At 32.7% G+C, this 23,771-nt stretch carries 23 protein-coding genes; 15 read left to right on the forward strand and 8 right to left on the reverse strand.

The features are described from left to right. The first annotated feature begins 57 nt into the window (after positions 1-57). Both EYR00_RS00780 and EYR00_RS00785 read left to right on the forward strand, forming a co-directional pair. Entirely contained in the window at positions 58-1,815 is a 1,758-nt protein-coding gene (locus tag EYR00_RS00780) for an ABC transporter ATP-binding protein (RefSeq protein WP_003535237.1), read from the forward strand. Next, on the forward strand, positions 1,815-3,635 hold the full coding sequence (locus tag EYR00_RS00785; protein ID WP_003535236.1) for an ABC transporter ATP-binding protein: 1,821 nt from the start codon (positions 1,815-1,817) through the stop codon (positions 3,633-3,635). Before EYR00_RS00780 ends, EYR00_RS00785 begins: the two co-directional genes overlap by 1 nt. A gap of 125 nt (positions 3,636-3,760) precedes the next feature. Here EYR00_RS00785 and EYR00_RS00790 read toward each other — a convergent pair whose 3' ends face one another. The 3 genes from EYR00_RS00790 to EYR00_RS00800 all read right to left on the reverse strand — a co-directional run bounded on the left by EYR00_RS00790 (position 3,761) and on the right by EYR00_RS00800 (position 6,640). Further along, a complete protein-coding gene (locus EYR00_RS00790; RefSeq protein ID WP_003535235.1) occupies positions 3,761-4,609 on the reverse strand; it encodes a Cof-type HAD-IIB family hydrolase in 849 nt (282 codons plus the stop codon). Between the two features lie 273 nt (positions 4,610-4,882). After that, positions 4,883-5,503, reverse strand: coding sequence for an ECF transporter S component (locus tag EYR00_RS00795; RefSeq protein WP_003535234.1), 621 nt, complete (start codon positions 5,501-5,503; stop codon positions 4,883-4,885). A gap of 168 nt (positions 5,504-5,671) precedes the next feature. Beyond that, complete coding sequence (locus EYR00_RS00800) at positions 5,672-6,640, reverse strand: P1 family peptidase (protein WP_003535233.1); 969 nt, start codon at positions 6,638-6,640, stop codon at positions 5,672-5,674. A 150-nt stretch (positions 6,641-6,790) separates the two neighbouring features. Here EYR00_RS00800 and EYR00_RS00805 point away from each other — a divergent pair, with 150 nt between their 5' ends. Then, a complete protein-coding gene (locus tag EYR00_RS00805) occupies positions 6,791-7,456 on the forward strand; it encodes a DUF5680 domain-containing protein (RefSeq protein ID WP_003535232.1) in 666 nt (221 codons plus the stop codon). Positions 7,457-7,798: 342 nt separating this feature from the next. Here EYR00_RS00805 and EYR00_RS00810 read toward each other — a convergent pair whose 3' ends face one another. From EYR00_RS00810 to bilS, 4 genes are all read right to left on the reverse strand, one after another. Continuing rightward, entirely contained in the window at positions 7,799-8,881 is a 1,083-nt protein-coding gene (locus EYR00_RS00810) for a carboxylesterase family protein (protein WP_232254045.1), read from the reverse strand. Beyond that, positions 8,850-9,122: a hypothetical protein gene (locus EYR00_RS15695; RefSeq protein WP_232254044.1), complete on the reverse strand. Its 273-nt coding sequence runs from the start codon at positions 9,120-9,122 to the stop codon at positions 8,850-8,852. Before EYR00_RS15695 ends, EYR00_RS00810 begins: the two co-directional genes overlap by 32 nt. A gap of 79 nt (positions 9,123-9,201) precedes the next feature. Beyond that, positions 9,202-10,074, reverse strand: coding sequence for an AraC family transcriptional regulator (locus EYR00_RS00815; RefSeq protein ID WP_003535226.1), 873 nt, complete (start codon positions 10,072-10,074; stop codon positions 9,202-9,204). A gap of 90 nt (positions 10,075-10,164) precedes the next feature. Next, positions 10,165-10,671, reverse strand: a complete 507-nt coding sequence (bilS, locus tag EYR00_RS00820) for a flavodoxin family protein BilS (RefSeq protein ID WP_003535225.1) — start codon at positions 10,669-10,671, stop codon at positions 10,165-10,167. Between the two features lie 106 nt (positions 10,672-10,777). Between bilS and ppaX the strand changes: the two genes are divergently transcribed. Continuing rightward, complete coding sequence (gene ppaX, locus EYR00_RS00825) at positions 10,778-11,419, forward strand: pyrophosphatase PpaX (RefSeq protein ID WP_008792452.1); 642 nt, start codon at positions 10,778-10,780, stop codon at positions 11,417-11,419. Between the two features lies 1 nt (position 11,420). Further along, positions 11,421-12,329, forward strand: a complete 909-nt coding sequence (gene trxB, locus EYR00_RS00830; protein WP_003535221.1) for a thioredoxin-disulfide reductase — start codon at positions 11,421-11,423, stop codon at positions 12,327-12,329. Here trxB and EYR00_RS00835 read toward each other — a convergent pair. Continuing rightward, positions 12,326-13,198 carry a LysR family transcriptional regulator gene (locus EYR00_RS00835; RefSeq protein WP_008792451.1) on the reverse strand — a complete coding sequence of 291 codons (873 nt, stop codon included), beginning with the start codon at positions 13,196-13,198 and terminating at the stop codon, positions 12,326-12,328. The two genes, trxB and EYR00_RS00835, sit on opposite strands and share 4 nt — an antisense overlap. A 118-nt stretch (positions 13,199-13,316) precedes the next feature. On the opposite strand from EYR00_RS00835, the gene asrA reads away from it, so the two are divergent. The 10 genes from asrA to EYR00_RS00885 are packed head-to-tail and all read left to right on the forward strand — an operon-like array spanning position 13,317 to position 23,726. Then, positions 13,317-14,357, forward strand: a complete 1,041-nt coding sequence (gene asrA / locus EYR00_RS00840) for an anaerobic sulfite reductase subunit AsrA (protein ID WP_003535217.1) — start codon at positions 13,317-13,319, stop codon at positions 14,355-14,357. Continuing rightward, positions 14,350-15,144 (forward strand): anaerobic sulfite reductase subunit AsrB, encoded by a 795-nt coding sequence (gene asrB, locus EYR00_RS00845; RefSeq protein WP_003535215.1) that lies wholly within the window; start codon positions 14,350-14,352, stop codon positions 15,142-15,144. Before asrA ends, asrB begins: the two co-directional genes overlap by 8 nt. A 12-nt stretch (positions 15,145-15,156) precedes the next feature. Then, positions 15,157-16,194 carry a sulfite reductase subunit C gene (gene asrC, locus EYR00_RS00850; protein WP_003535213.1) on the forward strand — a complete coding sequence of 346 codons (1,038 nt, stop codon included), beginning with the start codon at positions 15,157-15,159 and terminating at the stop codon, positions 16,192-16,194. Positions 16,195-16,224: 30 nt separating this feature from the next. Beyond that, positions 16,225-17,415: a glutamyl-tRNA reductase gene (locus EYR00_RS00855; protein ID WP_003535211.1), complete on the forward strand. Its 1,191-nt coding sequence runs from the start codon at positions 16,225-16,227 to the stop codon at positions 17,413-17,415. Continuing rightward, complete coding sequence (hemC, locus tag EYR00_RS00860; RefSeq protein ID WP_003535209.1) at positions 17,412-18,305, forward strand: hydroxymethylbilane synthase; 894 nt, start codon at positions 17,412-17,414, stop codon at positions 18,303-18,305. The genes EYR00_RS00855 and hemC overlap by 4 nt, the downstream gene beginning before the upstream one ends. Next, positions 18,295-19,731, forward strand: coding sequence for a uroporphyrinogen-III C-methyltransferase (cobA, locus tag EYR00_RS00865; RefSeq protein WP_003535208.1), 1,437 nt, complete (start codon positions 18,295-18,297; stop codon positions 19,729-19,731). The genes hemC and cobA overlap by 11 nt, the downstream gene beginning before the upstream one ends. Further along, the gene (hemB, locus tag EYR00_RS00870; RefSeq protein WP_003535206.1) at positions 19,721-20,698 is read left to right on the forward strand and encodes a porphobilinogen synthase; all 978 of its coding nucleotides are present in this window, start codon (positions 19,721-19,723) and stop codon (positions 20,696-20,698) included. Before cobA ends, hemB begins: the two co-directional genes overlap by 11 nt. Then, positions 20,691-21,986 carry a glutamate-1-semialdehyde 2,1-aminomutase gene (gene hemL, locus EYR00_RS00875; RefSeq protein WP_003535204.1) on the forward strand — a complete coding sequence of 432 codons (1,296 nt, stop codon included), beginning with the start codon at positions 20,691-20,693 and terminating at the stop codon, positions 21,984-21,986. Before hemB ends, hemL begins: the two co-directional genes overlap by 8 nt. Beyond that, the gene (locus EYR00_RS00880; protein ID WP_003535202.1) at positions 21,967-23,091 is read left to right on the forward strand and encodes a precorrin-2 dehydrogenase/sirohydrochlorin ferrochelatase family protein; all 1,125 of its coding nucleotides are present in this window, start codon (positions 21,967-21,969) and stop codon (positions 23,089-23,091) included. Before hemL ends, EYR00_RS00880 begins: the two co-directional genes overlap by 20 nt. A 59-nt stretch (positions 23,092-23,150) precedes the next feature. Further along, positions 23,151-23,726 (forward strand): uracil-DNA glycosylase family protein, encoded by a 576-nt coding sequence (locus tag EYR00_RS00885; protein ID WP_003535200.1) that lies wholly within the window; start codon positions 23,151-23,153, stop codon positions 23,724-23,726. Positions 23,727-23,771: the final 45 nt, after the last annotated feature.

Genomic DNA, 23,771 nt, shown 5'->3' on the forward strand with positions numbered 1-23,771 from the left:
AGTTTTGGTTTATTTTTATTGTTTAAGATGGACTTATAAAGCGAAAGGAGATTTTGAATGATAAAAATATTTAAAAACTTTACTAAAAAAGATTGGAGCTTAATTATTATCTGTCTAGCATTTATTATTTTACAAGTATGGTTAGATCTTAAACTCCCAGATTATATGTCAAAAATAACAATGCTAGTCCAAACAACAGGAAGTACAATGGATGAAATAATTGAGTCAGGTGTAAAGATGTTAGGATGTGCATTAGGAAGTTTAGCTTCATCGGTAGTTGTAGCAATCTTTGCAGCAAGGGTAGCTACAAATTTTGCTGCTAATTTAAGAGAGCGATTGTTTGATAAAGTACAAGCTTTTTCAATGGAAGAAATTGGTAGTTTCTCAACAGCAAGTCTGATTACACGTTCAACTAATGATATTTCACAAATTCAAACACTTGTTGTAATGGGATTACAAGCTATTATTAAGGCACCGATTATGGCTGTTTGGGCAATTTTCAAGATTGCTGGTAAAAGCTGGCAATGGACAGCTTCAACGGGTGTAGCTGTAATCGTTTTATTAGTTATTGTAGGAAGTTGCATGATTTTTGCATTACCAAAATTTAAAAAATTACAACAGTTGACAGATGATTTGAATCGGGTTACTCGTGAAAATTTAACGGGAATAAGTGTTGTTCGGGCTTATAATGCTGAGAATTATCAAGAGAATAAATTTGAAAATGCCAATCAGGAGTTAACCTCAGCAAACTTGTTTGCAAACCGAGTTATGGCAATCATGAGTCCAGGAATTCAAGGAATCATGAGTGGTCTGACATTGGCCATTTATTGGATTGGAGCCATCCTGATTGAAAATGCTGCTATGATGGATAAACTAAACTTATTTTCAGATATGGTGGTATTTTCTACATATGCAATGCAAGTAGTTATGGCTTTTATGATGCTTGTTATGATTTTTATAATGTTTCCAAGAGCATCGGTTTCATCAAAGCGAATCATGGAAGTATTAGAAACAGTACCAATAATTAATGATGGTACAGTAACTGTCGCTAAACCGGGTATTAAAGGACAAATTGAATTTAAAAATGTCAGTTTTAAATATCCTGATGCTGAAGATTATGTTTTACAAAATATTACTTTTACTGTTGCTCAAGGAGAAACAGTTGCTTTTATCGGTTCAACTGGATGCGGTAAAAGTACAGTGATTAATCTAGTTCCACGTTTTTATGATGTAACAGAAGGTGAAGTACTCGTAGATGGGATTAATGTTAAAGCTTATACACAATATGCCTTACATAACAAAATCGGTTATGTATCCCAAAAAGCAGTTCTTTTTAGTGGAACTATTGAATCTAATGTTGCCTATGGTGATAATGGTAGAAATAATAATCTTCAAAACAATGTCATTGATGCCATTTATACAGCTCAAGCTTCTGATTTTGTTGAGGCTTCACCACGCCGATATAATAGCTATGTTGCCCAAGGCGGTTCTAATTACTCAGGTGGGCAAAAGCAACGGATTTCTATTGCCCGGGCAATATGTCGTCAACCCGAAATTATGATTTTTGATGATTCGTTTTCTGCACTAGACTATAAAACAGATCAAAAACTTCGAGAAGCTTTAAAGAAAGATTGTTGCGATGCTACCAAATTGATCGTTGCTCAACGAATTGGTACGATTCGAGATGCTGATAAAATTATTGTTCTTGATGAAGGGGTTATTGTAGGGATGGGAACACATGAAGACTTAATGAAGAATTGTCAAGTTTACCAACAAATAGCTCGTTCACAGTTATCAAAGGAGGAATTAGAATAATGGCAGAAGGAAAGTATTTAGAGAAAAATGATTTAAAAGCTCCTGGGGTTAATATGGGTAGTAAAGAAAAATCTAAAGATTTTAAGGAAACATGGTTAAAATTGTTAAAATATTGTAGAAAGTATTGGATTGTAATGGTTATGGCAATTATCAGTGCCATATTTGGAACAATATTAACCTTGATAGGTCCAGACAGATTATCAGAATTAACAGATTTAATTACAAATGGAATAATGACGGGAATTGATATGACAAGGATTGGTAAAATTGGTCTTACATTAGTCGGATTTTATGTTACTAGTGCTTTTTTTTCTTTATTTCAGGGATTTGTCATGACAACAGTAACTCAGTGGGTTACTAAAAATTTAAGAAGAGATATTTCGCGTAAAATTAATCGCTTGCCAATTAGTTTTTATAATCATACTTCAACTGGTGATATATTATCGAGAGTTACCAACGATATTGATATGATTGGACAATCATTAAATCAGAGTGTTGGAACATTAGTTTCATCAGTCACTTTATTAGCTGGTTCACTTATAATGATGTTAAAAACTAATCTCATTATGACTTTTACTGCAGTTCTAGCAACGGTTATAGGTTTTGCTTTAATGCTGGTAATTATGTCTAAATCGCAAAAATATTTTGCTCGCCAGCAAAAACATCTTGGTGAAATCAATGGATATGTTGAAGAAATTTATACTGGTCATACGATTGTTAAGGCTTATAATGGTGAAGTTAAGGCAAAAGAAGCTTTTACAAGACAGAATAATAATTTACGTAATAGTGGTTTTAAGGCCCAATGCTTATCTGGATTAATGATGCCAATCATGAGTTTTATTGGTAACTTTGGATACGTAGCAGTATGCATTATTGGCGCTGCATTAGCAATGAGTGGAGATATATCATTTGGAGTAATTGTAGCATTTATGATGTATATTAGATATTTTACTCAGCCATTATCACAGTTAGCTCAAGCAGCTCAATCATTACAGTCAGCGGCTGCAGCAGGAGAGCGTGTATTTGAATTTTTAGAAGCTCAAGAAATGGCTGATGAGAGTCATAAAGTAAAACGCTTGTCCAAAGCCAAAGGTGGAGTAGAATTTAGACATGTTCATTTTGGTTATGATAGCAATAAGATTATTATTAATGATTTTTCTGCTCGTGCTGAACCTGGTCAAAAGATTGCTATTGTTGGGCCAACTGGAGCTGGTAAAACAACGATAATCAACTTATTGATGCGTTTTTACGAAGTTGATCGTGGCGAAATTAGAATTGATAATATTCCAACTAAAGATTTACGTCGAGAAGATGTCCACGGACAATTCTGTATGGTTCTTCAAGATACGTGGCTTTTTGAAGGAACAGTGCGTGAGAATTTGGTTTATAATACTAAAAATATATCTAATCAGATAATTGAAGAAGCATGTAAAGCAGTAGGCTTAGATCATTTTATCAGAACACTTCCATATGGTTATGATACGGTACTTAATGATCAAGTAAATTTATCACAAGGACAAAAACAACAGTTGACGATTGCTCGAGCGATGATTGCTGATAAACCAATGTTGATTCTTGATGAAGCTACTAGTTCAGTAGATACTAGAACAGAGTTACAGATTCAAAAGGCCATGGATGAATTAATGGAGGGACGAACTTCCTTTGTTATTGCGCATCGTCTTTCAACAATTAAAAACGCAGATTTAATTCTAGTAATGAAAGATGGTGATATTATTGAAAGTGGAAATCATGAAGATTTATTAAGTCGTGGTGGTTTCTATGCAGAGCTTTATAATAGTCAGTTTGATAAAGCTGTATAAATTATTGATTTTCTTATAAATTTAGTGTTAAGAATAATTATATAATAGAATGATTTGATAGAAATATTATAAAAAATATAATGAAAACGAAGGAAAAATTCCCTTCGTTTTCATTATATTTTTTTTTACTCTGCTTCAATTAAACCAAAACGAACAAAAGCATTATACAAACCGTCTTGGTCGACATCATCAGTTATATAATCAGCCATAGCTTTGATTTCATCGCCACCACTTCCCATAGCAACACCAATATGGCAATAATCAAGCATTGGAATATCTATTTTAGCATCACCAAAGGCATATGTATCCTCAATATCTGCACCTAGATACTCTAATAAAGCATCAATAGCATGAGCTTTAGTAATATCTTTAACGCCTAAATCACCAAATAGAGCAATTTCCCCTGCACCGCCCCATGTACCAGCTTTTAAATCAGGAAATTCTTCAATTGAATCAAGATGATCTTGATAACTTTCAAGAATAAAACTAACTTTATTCAAATCATCACGATATAATTCACCATCAAAAATCATTTCTGGAAAAACATCTCGAACTTTAATTTGATCACTATGTTCTTTACCTTTACGTTTACTATATTCTTGAATTACTGGTTCTCCCCGAGTTTCAAAGTTTTCACTCGCAAATAAACCATTATTACTTTCAAGATAGAATTCAAGTCCTCGACTTTTTAACCAGTCTACGATATGTTTACATTGCTCAGCAGTAATTAACTGATGCATAACAACCGTATCCCCATCTTCTACATAACTGCCATTCCCACCAATCATGCCATCAAGACCAATATCCCATAAATAAGGGTATACCTCAGCTTTACTTCGTCCAGTACATATATACACACGATGTCCATTTTTACGTGCTTGTTTAATTGCTTTGTCTGCTGAAGCTGGCAATTTGTTTTCATAATCAACTAAAGTTCCATCAACATCAATAAAGATAATTTTTGAATCTGCCATTTTTATTTTCCTCTTTTCTATATGATATGACTATATCTTTATTATAAAAGATATAGTCATATTTACAATTCCTCAAAGAGAAGAAGAAACTATTTTATCTATAAATTATAGAAATTAGCTAAATGAAAAGATAAGTTTCTATCATTTTAATTGTAAAAGTAAAAATAATTTTTATAAATACCAAAAGTATAAATAAACTATAATAAAATAAGAAGTGATAATAACACACTTCTTACTAATAGTAATGAATTTAAAGGGTAACTTAACCTTAAATTATTTTATATTTGTTGCCATTGGTTTAATTGCTTTATATGCCAGGAGGGTAACGACCGCCCCAATAAGTGCCTCAACGATACCATTAGTAGTCACAACACCAAATAACATTGCCAGCAATGAACTATAGGCAATATTAACTGCATCAGCATAAGCAGTGCCAAAGAAAAAGTAAATTCCGCCTAGGACAAGTACAGTATTTGTAATCGTTCCAATTAAAGCACCAATCACTGCTGCAGCATTTTCATTATTAAACTTGTTTTTTATAAATTCAAAGATTACTCCAGCAAGATAGCCAAGTAATATTCTTGGAACAAGAGCAATTATAACGCTTCGCCAATCCCCGCTAATGTTTCCCACTGTAACGAATGGTGAAAAACAAAATGATGTAATTCCCGGCTGAATCGTTGCACGAATTAAACTAGTTAGTCCAAAGACCAAACCAAGTTGGGCTCCTGCCTTTTTTCCTAATGTAATCCCAGCAATGATTACAGGAATGTGCATTGTCGTAGCACTTAAAGGACCGATTGGGATATAACCAAGCGGTGTTACGACAAGGATGATTTCAATAGCAAGAAACATTGCCATGAAAGTCATGTACTGTGTTTTTTTAGATCTCATTTTTTCCTCCTACTATCACTCTTTTTAGATGTGATGTTTATTATGAGTGTCTCGCCATATCTTCCCATTTTTCTAAGAGTCATGATGATCTCTTGAAAATATCTTCTTGATACGGTTTGACGATAAGATTATAGTACAATTTATTATTGCTGCCAACTGTAATAATAATTATTTATGTAATTCTTTGTATGATTTTAAACCGTAGGCGCTGTCGGCTTTTTTTACCGCACGATTGACTGCTTTAGCCATTAAATCAGTTGCAAGAATCCCAATGGCATCTGGCATTACTTCAACTTCATTAGTACTTAATACAAAAATAGTATCGCCATCACTCATCGTGTGGACAGGCTGAATAGCACGGGCATAACCGTTGTGGGCAATCCCTGCAATCTTTGTACATTGAGCTTTGTCTAATTTGGCATTTGTAATAATACAACCAATGGTAGTATTACCACTTGGTAATTGGCGAAGTTTTTCAATTTGTTGAAAAATCACCTCGTCTGCAGGAATGATACTATTGTGTTCTGAATCATAAATTCCAGCTAACTGCTCATTAGTTTTATAGTCAACAATATTTCCACAGGCATTAACTGCTACAATTGCTCCAACTTGAAGATTATCGATCTGGATGGCTGCAGTACCTAAGCCGCCTTTCATTGCATATTGTGGACCCATGATTTTACCAACACTAGCACCACATCCGGCACCATAGTTACCCTCTTTAAGCGGTTCATTTTTTTCGCTATTAAGGCAAGCTTGATATCCCATTGCTTTATCTGGACGAATTTTAGGATCACCAACTGTTAAATCAAATAAAGATGCACCACAAACAATAGGGACATGGGCGACCTTCATATCAAAACCACAGTTATGTTCTTCTAAATATTGCATTACACCACTAGCCGCATCTAGTCCAAAGGCACTGCCGCCACTTAGCATTACAGCATTGATCTGTTGGACCATGTTGATTGGATTTAGCAGGTCTGTTTCTCTAGTTGCTGGGCCGCCACCTCTTACATCAACACCGGCTGTAGCACCATCTTTGCAGATGATTACAGTGCAGCCGGTTCCAGCTTTTTGATTTTCGACTTGGCCGATTTGAATGCCTTTAATTTCTGTTATATTAATTTTTTTCATGTTATCACCCCAATTTATTGTACAACATAATTACTATTATTTCCTTATATTTTGAAGATGACAATAATAGTTGCTAAAAATGTAAATTATAGTTTCTCGAAAATTTTTAAATATATAGTAAAATGATACTAAAATAAAGGAGGATGGAAAATGATTGGAGATAAAATTATTTTATATCGTAAACGTAAAGGATTAACACAAGAGGAGCTTGCTGATCTGCTTGAAGTAAGTCGCCAAACAGTAACTAAATGGGAGAGTGGTAGTGTGCTGCCAAATCTCGATTATATCATGGGATTATCAGTGATATTTGGGATAACGATTGATAACTTAGTTAAGGATAATGACTGTGCTAAGCAGGAAATAGAAAGTAAAATTAGTAATTATAACTGGATTGATTTTATGTTAAAGGCAAAAAAAGCAACCTATGCTAAAAAGGAGGGGAAAACTGTTTCCAGTCGACCTAACAGCCATGATTATCAATATCAAGAAAATGAATATTTATATATTGATACGTTTGTAGGCAGTGAATTTTTTGGTGGTGAAGAATGTGTCTATAAAGACAATATTCCACTTTATGTAATGAATTATTATGGTAAAGTGCTTGATGAGGCTTTTAGTGGTGATTTTTTGAAGGAAGCACTATTATTAGTTGATCGAATTTCTCCTTTTAGAGGTCCGGCGTTGTATACTAATGGTAATTATACATATCATTGTAGTTATGATGGTGATTATGAATTTTTTAATGGTAAAGAGGAAATATACTATAATAATATTAAAGTATACGAGTGTTTATTCCATGGCAGAAGTGTTAAATAATTAAATGACATCAATCGGTTAATTAATACTGGAATAAGAAAATGATTTTAGAATATTAATTAGATGTTTAAAACAGGTATCAGTAGTGGCAGAGAGGAATTTGCCCATGATATTTTAAAAGGTTTTGTTTCAGTTAAATCAGGATTTCTTTCCAATAAGCAGGAGTATTTAGATTTATCTAATATTCATATTTCAAAAGACTAAAAAAATAGGGGAACTAGAAAGACTTTTTAGCAATAAAAATATTTAAATGAGGAACCCTATAATTGTCAACTTAACTGAAAATTATAATTAAAAGATGTAACGTTTAAAAATTTATCCGTTACATCTTTTATATTCATTTTATTTAACTTGTTCACCAATCCATTGCCAAACTTTTTCACCATGTTCATCACAGTCGGCTTCATTATTATCAAAATAGATCCATGACCAGTGACCATTATATTGGTATGGGTCACCATCATTTAAATCATTATATTTACCAGAAGTATCGATGACCGAATCAAATGTGGCAACGTGTAGATTAGTTGCACCAAGATTTTTTAATCGGTTAATAGTAGGAATTTCAAATTTTTCTGGAATAATACTAGGATCATCATTAGAATAAATAAAATATAGAGGTAGATCTTTAATTTCAGAAAGTTGTTGGTCACTAATAACATCATCAGGCAGGGCTTCACAAATTGGTATTGCTGCAGCAAAATAATCTGGATAATCTAAAATTAAACGCATAGTCATATATCCACCTGCAGAACATCCTGCAAGAACGACTTTAGTAGCTCCGCATCGAGACTGATAATCTTTAATTAATTCCATAAGTGCATTAGTATAATAAGAAGGACCATGAGTTACTAATAAGTCATCATTCCATTCACCGCCATTACCATCAGCATCCATCCAAAAAGTTGGACATTGAGGAACTAAAACATATGCATTGCCAACAGCATTTTGGAAATCATCATTAAAATAAGCACTTACTTTATTTGATAAAGAGGTTACTTGTGGATTAGTATTCTCTGTTCCCCCTTCACCAGAACCATGTAACCACACAAATAATGTATTAGAAGGTTCTTTAGGGTTAAAATGACCATAATTTAATTCAATTCCATCACTAGCCTTAAATTTTTCTAATTCTAAAGCGTCAGCAGCAGTAATTTTTTTAGTATATTCTGTACTAACATCAAGTTTAGTAACTTTTTTATCGTCTACCGTTATTTCACCGTTTTTTGCTAATGAAATATTTAAATAATACGGATCACTCCATGTATTATAATGTGTTGTAGCAGAGTATAATAATGGCGAACCATCATTTGGGCTTACATATAACTCAATCGCAATATATTTAGACTCTCCATCAATTTTTTGCCCATCTTTATCACAAGAATAGGCATCATCAACAACACGCTCCAAAGTTTTTTTCAACAACTGGGAGTGCCTCATCTTCCCAATCAGTTACTTGTTTTGTTTCAGATACCATAAAATCATTTTTGTCAACATCATCAACAGCTTTGTCTAATGTCAAAATAGTTTTATTGACGCCACATCCCCAATCATATCCGGCAATATAAATTTCATAAGTTGCATCAACAACTTCTGTGCTTTGAGAACATCCGGTAATGCTACAAGCAATAAATAAGGCAAGTAATAATTTTGATAATCTTTTCATTCTCTCTTCTCCTTTCACCTTGCCTATATCTTAAGCTTATTTATAAAATTTAAATATGAAAAAAATGACCACATTAGGGTCATTTTCTAACTTTATTACGATATACTTGGGGTGTTTCATGATATTTGAGTTTAAATTCACGATTAAAAGATTTAGTACTAGAGAAGCCATTTTTCATCGCAATCTCAGTAATGGTTAAATTAGTATGAACCAAATCGTTAGTACAGTGTTCTAAACGTTGTGCAGTTAAGTATTGTTTGACCGTAATATTTAAGTGTTTTTTGAACAATCTTGCTAAATAACCATAAGAGAAGTTAAATTGGTTCGCGATTGAGGAAACATCTAGTGCTTGAGAATAATGTTCATCTAAATAAAAGAGAATTTTCATAAATTCTTGGAGTTTTTGATCAGATTGAAGAAAGTAACCAACTTTTCTAATCTTTTTTTGATACTTTAATAAAATACTAATAATTAAATATAAATAACCATTAATAGTAAGTAATTTAAATTCAGTAGTTTGTTGATACTCTAAACTCAAATTAGTTAAAAGAACGACCAGTTTTTGTTCAATTTCTGGGACTATATGATTAGAAAAATAGATATTATCAAATGCAGGATAGCATTTTTTTAGAAAATCATACTTAATTTGAATAACAATACTTTTAAAACAATCCTCTGATTCAATAATTTTAGTCGTATGTATAGCTTGTGAATTAATGATAGCTAAACCATTACGAGCAATTGAATAAGTTTCCCCATTACTCCAAAGTTCAATTGATGCGGTAAGTGGAATAATAAACTCTAAACTACGATGCCAATGTTTTGGAGGGATTAAATTAGGATCATCTTTAGCTAAAGTTACCTCAATAACTTTTAGCGGAAGTTCATCAGTAGTAATTTTTTCATAAATTATATGCGTATTATTATCTAATAATTCTTTTCCATTCAACATCCTACCACTCCTTTTATATTATAATAACATAAAAAAATTAATTTTATTAATCCAATTCATTTATTTTAATATATAAAATAGCTAAGATATTTAAACCTTAGCTATCATCTCTAATGCATATTTTTTAGCATTTTCTAAATCATTTGTATCTGGATGTGATAGAGCTGCATCAAAGTTATCAATACTAACTTGAAGCTGTTTATCTTCAGGATGCTCTTGAATCATTTTAACATAGCGATCACGTATTGATAAAGGCATCTTACCGGGACAGAAAAAGTGTCCTAATATCTTATTATTAGTATTTACAACATTATCAAATCGTTCTGCCAGTTTATCATAGTATTCAGTAGAACCACCAAATCCAGCTGTTGCAAAAAAAGCGATTTTTTCATTTGAAAGAGTAGTAAGAAAATTTTGAATCTTTTGACTACAGTTACCCTTATCGGTCCAGCTTCCAATAAAAATCAGATCTGCGTCACTGAATGTTTGAGGTTCACCGAAGTAAACAACCTCTTCGTTAATACAAGCTTCTTTAATTACATTAGCTACTTTTTTGGTATTACCTGTATGACTATCAAATACAATTGCAATTTTCATTTTAATCACCTCGTCATAAGTATAGACTTATATTCATAAATAATAAAGCATAATCTTTATCACATTTAATTACGTGTGATATACTATGATGTGTAAAGGAGATTTTATGGATACAGCAATAATATTTGATTTAGATGGAACAGTTTTATATACAGATGAATTAATTAAAAGAACTTTTATTAAAGTATTTGAAAAGTATCAGCCTGGGTATACTTTGAGTGAAGATGAATTATTATCTTTTTTAGGACCATCTTTAAAAGAAACGTTTTCGAAGTACTTTCCAGATGAAATGTTTAATGAATTGTTGAATTATTATCATAGTTATAACCATAGTCATCACGAGGATTTTGTCTATGTTTATCCGACAGTAGTAGAAACATTAGAATATTTAAAAAATAGAGGTTATCCTTTAGGAATCGTTACGACTAAATTAAAAGTTGCTGCTGATGTAGGACTCAACACTTTTGATTTAAAAAAATATTTTGATGTAGTAATTGGATTAGACGATGTTAAGGTCACTAAGCCGGATCCAGAAGGAATAATCAAGGCAATGGAATTATTGGGTGTTAAAAAAGCTGTATATATCGGTGATAATATAACTGATATTCAAGCTGGGAAAAATGCTGGTATTAAAACAATTGGTGTAAAATGGTCACCTAAAGGTTATCAACATTTATTAGAATTAGAACCAGATTTAATGATCGACGAGATGAAGGAAATCATTCCATATATAGAAGGAGCGTGTTAAGATGAAAGATTTAATTATTATTGGAGCTGGTCCTGCTGGATTAAGTGCATGTTTATATGCAACTAGGGCAGGGGCAGAGGTGTTGATGCTGGATGCTGGAGCACCTGGAGGAAAGTTGAATGTCAGTGCTGAAATCGAAAACTGGCCTGGACAAAAAAAGAAGACTGGCCCTGAGTTAGCTTATGAAATGTATGAACATGCATTATCATTTGGCGGTGAACAGGCATATGGTGAAGTAACTAAAGTAATTGATTACGGTGATTATAAAGAAGTTATAACAACGGATCAGTCATATGAAGCAAAAAATGTCTTGATTGCTACTGGAACTAAGGAACGTAAAATGGGAATTCCGATGGAAGAAGAATTAACCGGGCATGGTGTTTCTTATTGTGCTGTTTGTGATGGACCATTTTTTAAAGGTGATGAAGTAGCAGTTGTTGGTGGGGGTAATTCGGCATTAGAAGAAGCTATTTATTTAACTAAATTTGCTAAAAAAGTACATTTAATTGTTCGGCGGGATGTTTTTAGGGCTGATAAAATAATTCAAGATCATGTTCAAGCTAATGATAAAATTGAAATTCATTTTCTAAAAAAACCTCATCATCTTATTGCAAAAGATAATAAGGTTGCGGCGATTGCATTAGAAGATAGTAAGACTGGTGAAGTTAGTGAATTAGCAGTTAAGGGTGTCTTTCCATTTGTAGGATTAGATCCAATTACTGATTTTGTTAAAGACTTAGGAATTACTGATGAGCGTGGCTATATCATTACAAATGAATTGATGGAAACATCTGTCAAAGGTATTTATGCTGCTGGTGATGTTCGTCAAAAAGTACTTCGCCAAGTTGTGACAGCTACCAATGATGGTGCAATTGTTGGTCAACAAGTTGGTCAAGGCTTAAATAATTAATAATTTTTGCAGGTCTTAATAAAGGCTTGCATTTTTTTATTTATACTTTTATTTTTATGATAACAAATTGAAAAATCGCGTTCAATACTGATGTTATTGACATTAATAACTTGAATACTTTTTTCAATAACTTCATTTTCAATAATTTTCATAGGCATTAAGGCGATACCATGACCATTTAAAACTGCCTGTTTAACAGATTCCCAACTATGACATTGCCAAGCAGGCTCCAAAAAAATATTATTATTTTTTAAGCATTCATCAAGTTGATTTCTTGTCCCACTACCTTGTTCACGATCAATAAAAGGATGTAAACTCAATTCAGTTAGGCTCATTACTTTAACGTTATTTAGAGGGTAATCTTGGGCACAAACAAAAACAACTCGATCTTTGATAACGGGTTCGACAATTAAATCTTGATTGATGATCGTACCTTCAACTAAAGCAATATCTAAAGTATTATTTAATAATTTTTCTTCAATAACATTAGTATTATCAATATAAACTTGAAAAGTAATATCTTGATATTTATCTTTTAATTTCTTTAAAATAGGTGAAATAAGAGTACTGCCGATTGTCAAAGTTGCACCAATCTTTAATGGGAATTGTTTGGTTTTAGTAAAGATATGTTCAATTTCATCATATAGATTCAATATCTGGTTGGCTTTAACTAGTAATGTTTGACCCTCTTCACTGATAAATAGTGTCTTTGAATAACGTTCAAATAATTTAACCTGATACTCATCTTCAATTTCTTGGATTTTTTGAGAAATAGTTGGCTGGGAGATGTATAATAATTTGGCCGCTTTTGACATTGATTTAGTTTTAGCAACCGTTTTAAAAATGGCTAAATGTTTTCGTGTAATCATTTTGAGACCTCCTGTGCTATTGGAAAAACCAATAGATATCATTAGATATTAATATTATTATAATAACATAGAAAGTGTTATAATCAAAATGTAAGCGTAGGCATTAGGAGGAAAAACGATGGGATATAAAGTAGGTTTTAAAGATGTAAATGATATTTTGGCGACGCTATCACAAGAATATGATATCTATGGACCAAAACGCTTTGAAAAACAAGGGCGTTATTCAGATACTGATATTATTCGCTATGATAAAATTAGTAAAATTGAAGAAGTAGTGTTTGATCAAAAATCTGATTTTCCAGCTAAAGAAGTAATTACCCCAATTACTCAATCTTTATTCTATTTTACAGAAGATGAATATCGTGAAAGTAAAGTAACTGATAAAAAGATATTGATTTTTATGAGACCTTGCGATGTTAATGCAATGGAACATCAAAATAAAATATATTTAGGAAATGGCGGGTACAGTGATCTTTATTATCAACGACTTCAAGAAAAAGTTAAGATAATTTTAATGGAGTGTACAAGTGGCTGGGACACTTGTTTTTGTGTTAGTATGCAAGCTAATAAAACGGACAATTATAGTCTGGCAATTCGTCATTTAGATAATGAGGTATTAATAGAAGTTAAAGAAAGTGAATTTGAAAAATATTTTATGGAAGCCCCTAAAGATGATTTTGAAGTTTCATTTATTGAGGAAAATGAAGTAAAAGTAACAGTTCCTGAAATCAAGGACAAGGAAACGTTATTAAAATTAAAACAACATTCAATGTGGCAAACATTTAATTCACGCTGTATTTCATGTGGTGCTTGCACGATAGCATGTGCTACTTGTACATGTTTTACGACAACAGACTTAATTTATAATGAAAATGCTAGTATTGGAGAACGCCGAAGAACTGCAGCTTCATGCCAGGTCGATGGTTTTAGTGATATGGCAGGAGGTCATGCCTTTAGGCCAACGGCTGGGGATCGAATGCGATATAAGATTCTTCATAAATTTCATGATTATAAAGCACGTTTTAATGATTATCATATGTGTGTTGGTTGTGGGCGCTGTACATCAAGATGCCCTGAATATATTTCAGTAACGGCAACAGTTGAGAAGATGGCTACGGCAGTGGCGGAAATTGAAGTGAAAGGAGATAACCATGAATAATCCAATCAAACCAATTCCAAGTACAATTCTTGAGATAAAACGAGAAAGTAATTTAGAGTATACGTTTAAAGTTGCTACAAATATTAAACCGGAACATGGACAGTTTCTCCAATTATCAATTCCTAAAATTGGTGAAGCACCAATCTCTGTTTCAGCCCAGGGTGAGGGCTGGTTAGATTTTACGATTCGTTCGGTTGGAAAAGTAACTGATGAAATTTTTAATAAGAAACCTGGTGATGTTCTCTTTATTAGGGGACCATATGGTAAAGGCTGGCCTTTAGAAGAAACCTTTAAAGGAAAACATTTAGTTGTAATAACTGGTGGTACAGGATTAGCACCAGTAAGAAGTATGCTAAATGAGTGCTTTGAAAATGATGGATATGTAAAAAGTTTAACTTTAATTGTTGGGTTTAAAAATGAGGCTGGAATTATTTTTAAAGAGGAACTAAATAAATGGCAAGAAAAATTTAATACTTTCTATACTTTAGATAAAGACCAAATTGAAGGATGGAACGTTGGTTTTGTAACCGATTTAGTTGAAAAAATTCCTTTTGATAGTTTTATGGGTAATTATGAAGTTATTATTGTCGGGCCACCGATGATGATGAAATTTACCGGAGAAAAGGTTGCTGGTTTAGGGGTACCTGATGAAAAAATTTGGGTATCTTTTGAAAGAAAAATGTCATGTGCAGTTGGGAAATGTGGACATTGCCGAATTGATGAAACATATGTTTGTTTAGATGGACCAGTATTTAATTATACAAAGGCTAAATATTTAGTAGATTAGGAGTAGCTGAAGATGAATCATGATATTGATATAAAAAAATTAAGAATAAATTGTTTTAGACAGTCTAAAGTGGCTGGTGAATTCATGTTACAGATGCGGGTGCCAGGATCAATGATTGCGGCTAAATATTTGCAAGTAGTTCAAGACATCGCAGAAAACTGGGGAAACGGAACATTTCATATTGGAATGCGACAAACTTTGAATATTCCCGGAATAAAATATGAATACATTGGTGAAGTAAACAAGTATATTAAAGATTATATTAAAGAAGTAGAAGTCGAAATGTGTGATGTTGATATGGATGTTACTGATTATGGCTATCCTACTATTGGAGCTCGTAATGTTATGAGCTGTATTGGTAATACTCATTGTATCAAAGCAAATGTGAATACGTATCAGTTAGCAAGAAAAATTGAAAAAATTATTTTTCCTAGTCACTATCATATTAAAGTATCAGTATCGGGATGCCCTAATGATTGTGGAAAAGGTCATTTTAATGATTTTGGAATCATGGGGATCGCGAAGATGGAGTATCATCCAGAAAGATGTATTGGCTGTGGTGCTTGTGTGCGAGCTTGTCAACATCATGCGACTAGAGTACTTTCACTAAATGCTGATAATAAAGTAGATAAAGATACTTGTTGTTGTGTTGGATGTGGAGAGTGTGTTATTGCTTGTCCAACTGGTGCCTGGACACGTAAACCAACTAAATTTTATCGTGTTACTCTAGGTGGACGTAGTGGAAAACAGTATCCAAGAATGGGGAAAATTTTCTTAAATTGGATTACCGAAGATGCATTACTACAAGTGTTTAGCAATTGGCAAAAGTTTTCTGCCTGGGTGATGGATAACAAACCTGAATATATTCATGGTGGACACTTAATTGATATTGCTGGATATCCTAAGTTTAAAGAATTGATTTTAGATGGCGTTGAATTAAATCCTGAGTGTCTTGTGGCAGAAGAATTGTATTGGACTGAAAGTGAACAACGTGCCAATATCCATTTAAAACCGCTTGAACAACATAAAAAAGCAGGACCACAAAATTAAAACCACGATTTCGTGGTTTTTTAAAGGTTTATGGAGTTCGCAGTAATTGGTGTTAGCCACAAGCAATTAGCATTGGATAAACGTTCCTTATTTAGTTTTACAGATACTCAAAAATTAGAATTTTCAAGTTTATTATTAACCTATGGTATTGAACAAGTTCTTATTTTATCAACTTGTAATCGAAGTGAAGTTTATTTGATGTATCAAACAGATATTGATTTCTTACCATCTATTTATTTAAATTATTTTAATCAAGCTGAGGCGCCATTATATGTTAAAACTGGTGATGAAGCTTTTAGGCATCTATTAAAAGTAACCTGTGGATTAGAATCGATGCTGATCCGTGAAGATCAAATATTAGGACAAGTTAAGCAGGCATATGATTTTACTTGTAGAATGTCTTTAGGGGGAAAAGAGTTATCTTTGATTTTTCAAGAAACTCTTAATTTTGTCAAAAAGATGAAGCACAAATATCAGCAGCCGTCAATCTCATTGACTCATTTAGCCGTTGAACATTTAAAAAAAGTATCAAACTTATATAATCAAAAAATTATGATTTGTGGTGCCGGTGAAATTGCGACATCATTTATCCCATATTTATATGATAATAATGAATTAATTTTTTCTAATCGAAATAGTGGCAAACTTGTTAAATTAAAACAACAGTATCCTAAAATAAAAATTATTCCCTTTAATCAAAGAAAGATCTTGTTGGATCAAGTTAATATTTTAATAAGTGCTACAGCGAGCCCGCATCTAATCTTTAATCGTGATGATTTTATAAGTTCACAATTAATAGCGATTGATTTGACGATTCCTCGTGATATTGATAAAACTGCTTCTATTCAATGTATTGATTTAGATACATTAAACCATGAGGTTGCAGTCAATAATCAATTACGAAGTAAAGATGTAGAAAAAATAAATTCAGAAATTGATATTAAGATCAGGGAAGTAAGAACAAAGCTTGATAGTATCAAATATGATTATGTGATACAATCTTTACAGGCAAAAAGTATGCAGTTAGCTAATCAAACTTATGAAATTTTGGTTAATAAACTATCTTTAACTGCTCGTGAGCGCCATATATTAGAAAAAACATTAAAAGCATCATTTATGCAAATAATGAAAGATCCGATACATTGTGTAAAAACTAATCAAATCAATGATCTTGAAGTAATAAATAAACTATTTAGTCTTAAAGAGGATAATGAAGAATGAAAATAATTGTTGGTAGCAGAGGCTCAAGTCTTGCGTTAAAACAAACTGAATATGTAATTGAAAAACTCCAAAGGGCATATCCAGAAAATGAATACGAAATTAAAGTCATTCATACCATTGGTGATAAAATGCAACATATTGCTTTGGACAAAATAAACGATAAAGGTGTTTTTGTTAAAGAAATCGAAAAAGAACTATTAGAGCATACAATTGATCTTGCTGTCCATAGTTTAAAGGATATGCCAAGTGATAATCCTGCTGGTTTAGTATACGCTAAAACGTTAGCTCCTAGTGATTATCGTGATTGCTTAGTATTAAAGAATTGTTCTTCATTAGCAAGGCTGCCTCAGCATGCAACGATTGCAACAGGAAGCAAGCGGAGAAAATATCAACTATTAAAACTCCGCCCTGATTTAAAAATCGTTGATATTCGTGGAAATGTTAATACTCGTCTGCAAAAGATGGCAAATCAAGAAATCGATGGTCTAGTACTTGCAAGTGCTGGGCTAAAACGTTTAGGCTTGGAAGATTTAATTAGTGAGTATTTAGATGAGACAAAAATGATTCCTGCCTGCGGTCAAGGCATATTAGCAATTCAAGTTCGTCAAGATAGTGAATTATTGACGATGATCAATAATATAAGTGATGAAATTACAACAACACGAATGGAACTGGAACGTTTATTTTTAAAAACAGTAAATGGCAGTTGTCATATTCCCGTTGGCGGTTATGCAAAAATTATTGGAGATCAGGTACATTTTTACGGATTGTTAGGGAATGAAGATGGAACGGTTTTAAAAAACATTGATAAGAAATTTAGTTTAAAAGATGCAAGCGAGGAAGTAACAGCACTTGCTGAAATGTTAATGAGGGAAGTTTATGAACGGTAGAGTCTATTTAGTCGGTGGTGGTCCAGGAGCAATCGATTTATATACAGTTAAGGCGCTCGAATGTATAAAAAGTGCTGACTGTATAATTTATGATCGGCTAATTGATCCCGCAATATTAAATTATTGTAAGGAAACATGTGAGAAAATCTATGTGGGTAAAGCTTCAAATAACCATACTTTAGCTCAGGATAATATTAATCTTCTGTTAATTGAAAAAGCTCGACAATATGCACAAGTCGTTCGATTAAAAGGTGGCGATGTCTATGTTTTTGGTCGTGGTGGCGAAGAGGCCTTGGCTTTATTCAAAGCAGGAATTGACTTTGAAGTTGTTCCGGGTTTAACTTCAGCTGTTGCTGGTTTATGTTATGCAGGTATTCCAATAACACATCGTGGGGTATCTTCTGGATTTATGGTAGTAACAGCTCACCATAAAAATAATCAAGCTTATGAATGGGATTATCAACAGTTTCTAGATGATAGCTTAACGTATATATTTATGATGGGACAACAAAAACTAGAACAAATCGTTACAAATCTTTTGGTGGCAGGAAAAGATAAGACTACTCCAATTGCTTTAATTTCCAACGCAACTCGAACAGAGCAGCGAAGTATTTATGGAACACTAGAAAATATTATCGATAAATTTAAAGATAGTTATTTGTGCTCGCCTATGTTGATTGTTGTTGGTGCAGTAGTAGCACTTCATCATGAATTAGATTTTTTTCAAAGAAAAATACTACTAAACAAAAAGATACTGGTTGCATGTGTTAGTGATCAAGAATTACCAATCAGTAAGTATTTCAAAGAACAGGGGGCGGCAGTTAAACAGGTTCAGTTAGGGAAGGTCAATTACCTGAATTCTCAGCAAAAATTAGATTTAAATCATAAATTAATTGTTTTTACCAGCCAAAATGGTATTAGAGGATTTTTTAATTATTTAAAGATGCAAAGGGTTGATCATCGTAGTTTGACAACAGTTCGTTTTGCTTGTATTGGTGAAAAGACAGCCAACTTGTTACAACTATATGGATATTATAGTGATTTAATTAGTCCTAAAGCAAATAGTGAAGATTTTAATAATTATTTAAAAAATAAACGGATGGATAGTGAAGAAATGATTATTGTTCGTGCTAAGGAACATAGTAAGATAAAAAAACGAGCAGAAGATCATGAATTAATTGTTTATGAAAATAAAGAATTAATAATTGTTGAAGAAGAGTCATATCATTTAGCCTGTTTTACTTGTGCTTCATCAGTTGAACGTTTAGCAAAATATCCAAGTACTTTTAAGATTGCTTTGTCAATTGGACCAATGACGACTCAGGCGCTTAAAAAATATTATCCGCATGTGAAGATTATTGAAGCTAAAGATAATAGTTATGAAGGAATGATTGCGATTATAAAGGAGAATATTAATGTTTTATAGAGGAAGAAGATTACGTAATAAAAAGGTACCAAGAAATTTGATCAAAGAAAATCGTTTATCAGTGGAGCAATTAATCAGCCCAATATTTGTGGTTGCAGGAAATAATATTAAAAAAGAGATATCTTCATTAGAGGGAATATACCATTATTCTATTGACCGTCTTAATGAGATAATTAAAGAATTACAGAGAGCTGGAATTAATGCGTGCATTCTTTTTGGAATTCCCGAACATAAAGATGAATTAGGGACTGAAGCATACAATGATGATGGAATCATCCAAAGAGCAATTAGAGAAATCAAAAAAATTGCTCCAGAAATGTATGTGATCGGTGATGTTTGTATGTGTGAATATACAGATCATGGACATTGCGGGATTTTGGATCGTGATGGTTGTGTGATTAATGATGAAACTTTATTATATTTAGGCAAGATTGCAGTAAGCTATGCTAAAAGTGGGGTAGATATGGTAGCTCCAAGTGCAATGATGGATGGTGAAATTCTTGCTATAAGAAAAGCACTTGATGAAACGGGATTTAAAGATTTACCAATCATGGGTTACAGTGCTAAATATGCTTCCTCTTATTATGGACCATTCAGAGCGGCTGCTAATAGTGCTCCTTCATTTGGAAACCGTTCAAGTTACCAAATGGATATAGCTAATGGTAATGAAGCGATGCGAGAAATACAAGCTGATATAGATGAAGGTGCTGATATTATTATGGTAAAGCCGGCATTAGCTTTTCTCGATGTAATCAAGGAGGCAAAACTTAGTTTTAATATGCCAATCTGCGCTTATAATGTCAGTGGTGAATATGCAATGCTTAAAATGGCAGTTAAGCAGGGAATAATGAAAGAAGCAGTAATAGAGGAATCGTTATTAGCAATAAAACGAGCTGGTGCTGATATGATTATCACTTACTTTGCACTTGAATTAGCTCAAAAATGGCAAGGTGATCATCATGACTAATCAAGAAATATTTGAAGAAGCTTGTCAATATATTCCAGGTGGTGTAAACTCACCAGTCCGAGCTTTTAAATCAGTTGGTGAGATTCCAGTTTTTGCAAAAAAAGGTGATAAGGCGCATTTGTTTGGTGAAGATGGAGTTGAATATATTGATTATATTTGTTCTTGGGGACCACTTATTTTAGGGCATAATCATCCAGTCGTTCAAAATGCAATTATTGAAGCGAGTCAGTTAGGAACAAGCTTTGGACTACCAACTAAGTTAGAAGTAGCAATGGCTAAATTGATTGTTGACAGCTATCAAGGAATTGAAATGGTAAGAATGGTTAATTCAGGAACAGAAGCTACAATGAGTGCTTTAAGAGTAGCTCGAGGCTTTACTGGTCGGAATAAAATTATTAAATTTGAGGGCAATTATCACGGACATAGTGATGGTTTATTAGTTAAGACTGGTTCAGGAGCATTAACTTTTAATCTTCCAACTAGTCCGGGAATTCCCCAGGAAATAATTTCTCAAACAATAATCTGCAAATATAATGATTTAAGCTCTGTAATAGCAGCAGTAGAACAAAATAAAAAAGATATTGCCGCAATTATTTTAGAGCCTGTTGCAGCCAATATGGGAATAGTTCCAGCGACTAAAGAGTTTTTAACCGGATTACGTACATTATGTGATCAAAATGGAATTGTTTTGATCTTTGATGAAGTAATTACAGGGTTCCGTGTCTCTTATCATAGCTGTCCAGATTATTTAGGAGTTATTCCCGATATGGTTTGTTTTGGTAAAATTATTGGAGGTGGGCTGCCAGTTGGAGCATACGGCGGAAAAAAAGAAATTATGAGTTTAGTTTCACCTCAAGGGCCGGTTTATCAAGCAGGAACGCTATCAGGTAATCCATTAGCTATGTCTGTTGGTTTAGCACAATTAAGCTATTTAAATAATCATCCTGATGTTTATGAATATATAAACAAAGCAGCAAATTATTTAGAAAATGGAATTAAAACTATTTTATCTACATTATCATTAGATTATCAGGTGCATCGTTGTCAAAGTTTATTGACGCTATTTTTTACCAATAAACCAATTACTACTTTTGAAGATGTTCAGACTTGTAATACTGAAATGTATGCTTTGTTTTTTAGAGAAATGTTAAGACAGGGAATTTTAATTGCTCCTAGTCAATTTGAAGCATGGTTTGTAAGTGCTGCTCATAGCCAAATTGATCTCGACAATACTTTAAATGCAATAAAAAAAGCACTGGTGAAATGTCATGATGCCTTGGTTGATTAATTTTAAAGATAAAACAGTTGTTATAGTTGGCGGTGGTGCGGTTGCTAGTCGTAAAGCATTGCAGTTTCTTAAAGAAGGGGCTAAAGTAAAGATAATTGCTTCTCGCATTGATAGAAAGCTCGAGGCTTTAGAGGTAGAAAAGTATCTGACAGATTATCAGCCTAAATATCTTCAAAATGCTTTTTTTGTTTATATTGCAACTGATGATCGTGAATTAAATAACCAGATAATTAGAGATGCTGATGAATTAGGAGTATTGTGTGCTTGTGCTACTTCAAGTATGGCATCTTTAAAGGCCATGAAGGTAGTAGAAACGGAAAATCTGCTTTTAGGTATATCAACAAAGGGGCAGTATCCAGCTTTTACTAAAAAATTAGCTTATGAATTAGAACAATATGATGATTATTTATCTGCTTTAAGTAATATTCGTAGGCTGGTTCTTTTAAATAATTTGGTAAATAAACATGATCGAAAACAGTTTTTTAAGCAGCTGATGTATTTTGAAAAAACAGAATTAGATATGTTACTAATGTTTATTTTAGAAAAAGAAGGACGTCTATTAATTTTTACAGCACAGTGTATGAATGTGATTGATTACTTTGCTGAACAAGTATCTGCGATGTCTCTATGTTTAAAGGAAATAGATTTTCAAGATAAATTAAAAATATTAATGATGTTAAAAATAAAATGGCAGATTCAGCCAATGGTCATTTCATATGGAAAGATCTATGATAAAATATCTAAAATGTGTTCACCAAAAGAAGTAGCAGCACCACTTTTTAACAGTGAGATTCTTTTAGAACAACTTTATTCTAATAAAGTAAAACGCTTATTTATAATTCATCCACGGAGTAATAGTAAACTATTTGATATTCTTAGTAGGTATGGTTCAGTATGTGCGTTTAATACTAAAATAATAGGTGAATATGAACAAATCATTCCTTTTGTATTGTTGCCAGGATATCATTATCAAAATGACATTTTGAAGGCAATAGAAAATGTTAAAGGACAGTTAACCCCAGTATTATTAGAGGATAAACAAGTTGTAGCACTACTAACAAAAGAAATTTCAAGACGTTTTGGATTAGAAAAGGTTGCTATATAGTTAGTAATCTTTTCTTTTTGGGAATAATTAGGTTAAAATATATACAAAGGAATGATTAGATGAAAGATTTTGGAGAATTAAAACAAAAAATACAAGAGTGTCGCTATTGTCAAAGACAATTTGGATATGAACCTCATCCTGTTGTCTGGGGCAAACCTAATGCTAAGATCATGCAGATTAGTCAAGCCCCTTCATTAAATGTCCACAATACTTTAAAACCATTTAATGATTTAAGTGGGAAAAAACTTCGTGAGAAGTGGTATGATATAGATGATGAAACATTTTATGATCAAAATAATTTCTATATTGCTTCTTTGGCTCACTGTTATCCTGGTAAATCTAAAAGCGGTGGGGATCGTTTGCCGCCAAAATGCTGTAGTGAAAAGTGGTTAAGGCAAGAAATTGACATAGTTGATAACCAAATTTATATCATCATTGGTAGTTATGCCGCTAAGAAAATATTTCCTAATCAAAACTTTGTTGATTTGATTTTTAATGATCAAGTTTTTAATGGGAAACCTGCATATGTTCTTCCGCATCCTTCACCATTGAATCGGCGCTGGTTTAAAACATATCCAGAATTCGAAGCTAAACGAGTTAAAGAAATCAGGGCAGTAATAAAGAGTTTAGTTTAGATAGGGCTATTTCGATTGAAAATAGCTTTTTATTTTAGTAAAATG

Source organism: Thomasclavelia ramosa DSM 1402 (genome assembly GCF_014131695.1).
In the GTDB taxonomy this organism is placed as follows: Bacteria; Bacillota_I; Bacilli_A; order Erysipelotrichales; family Coprobacillaceae; genus Thomasclavelia; species Thomasclavelia ramosa.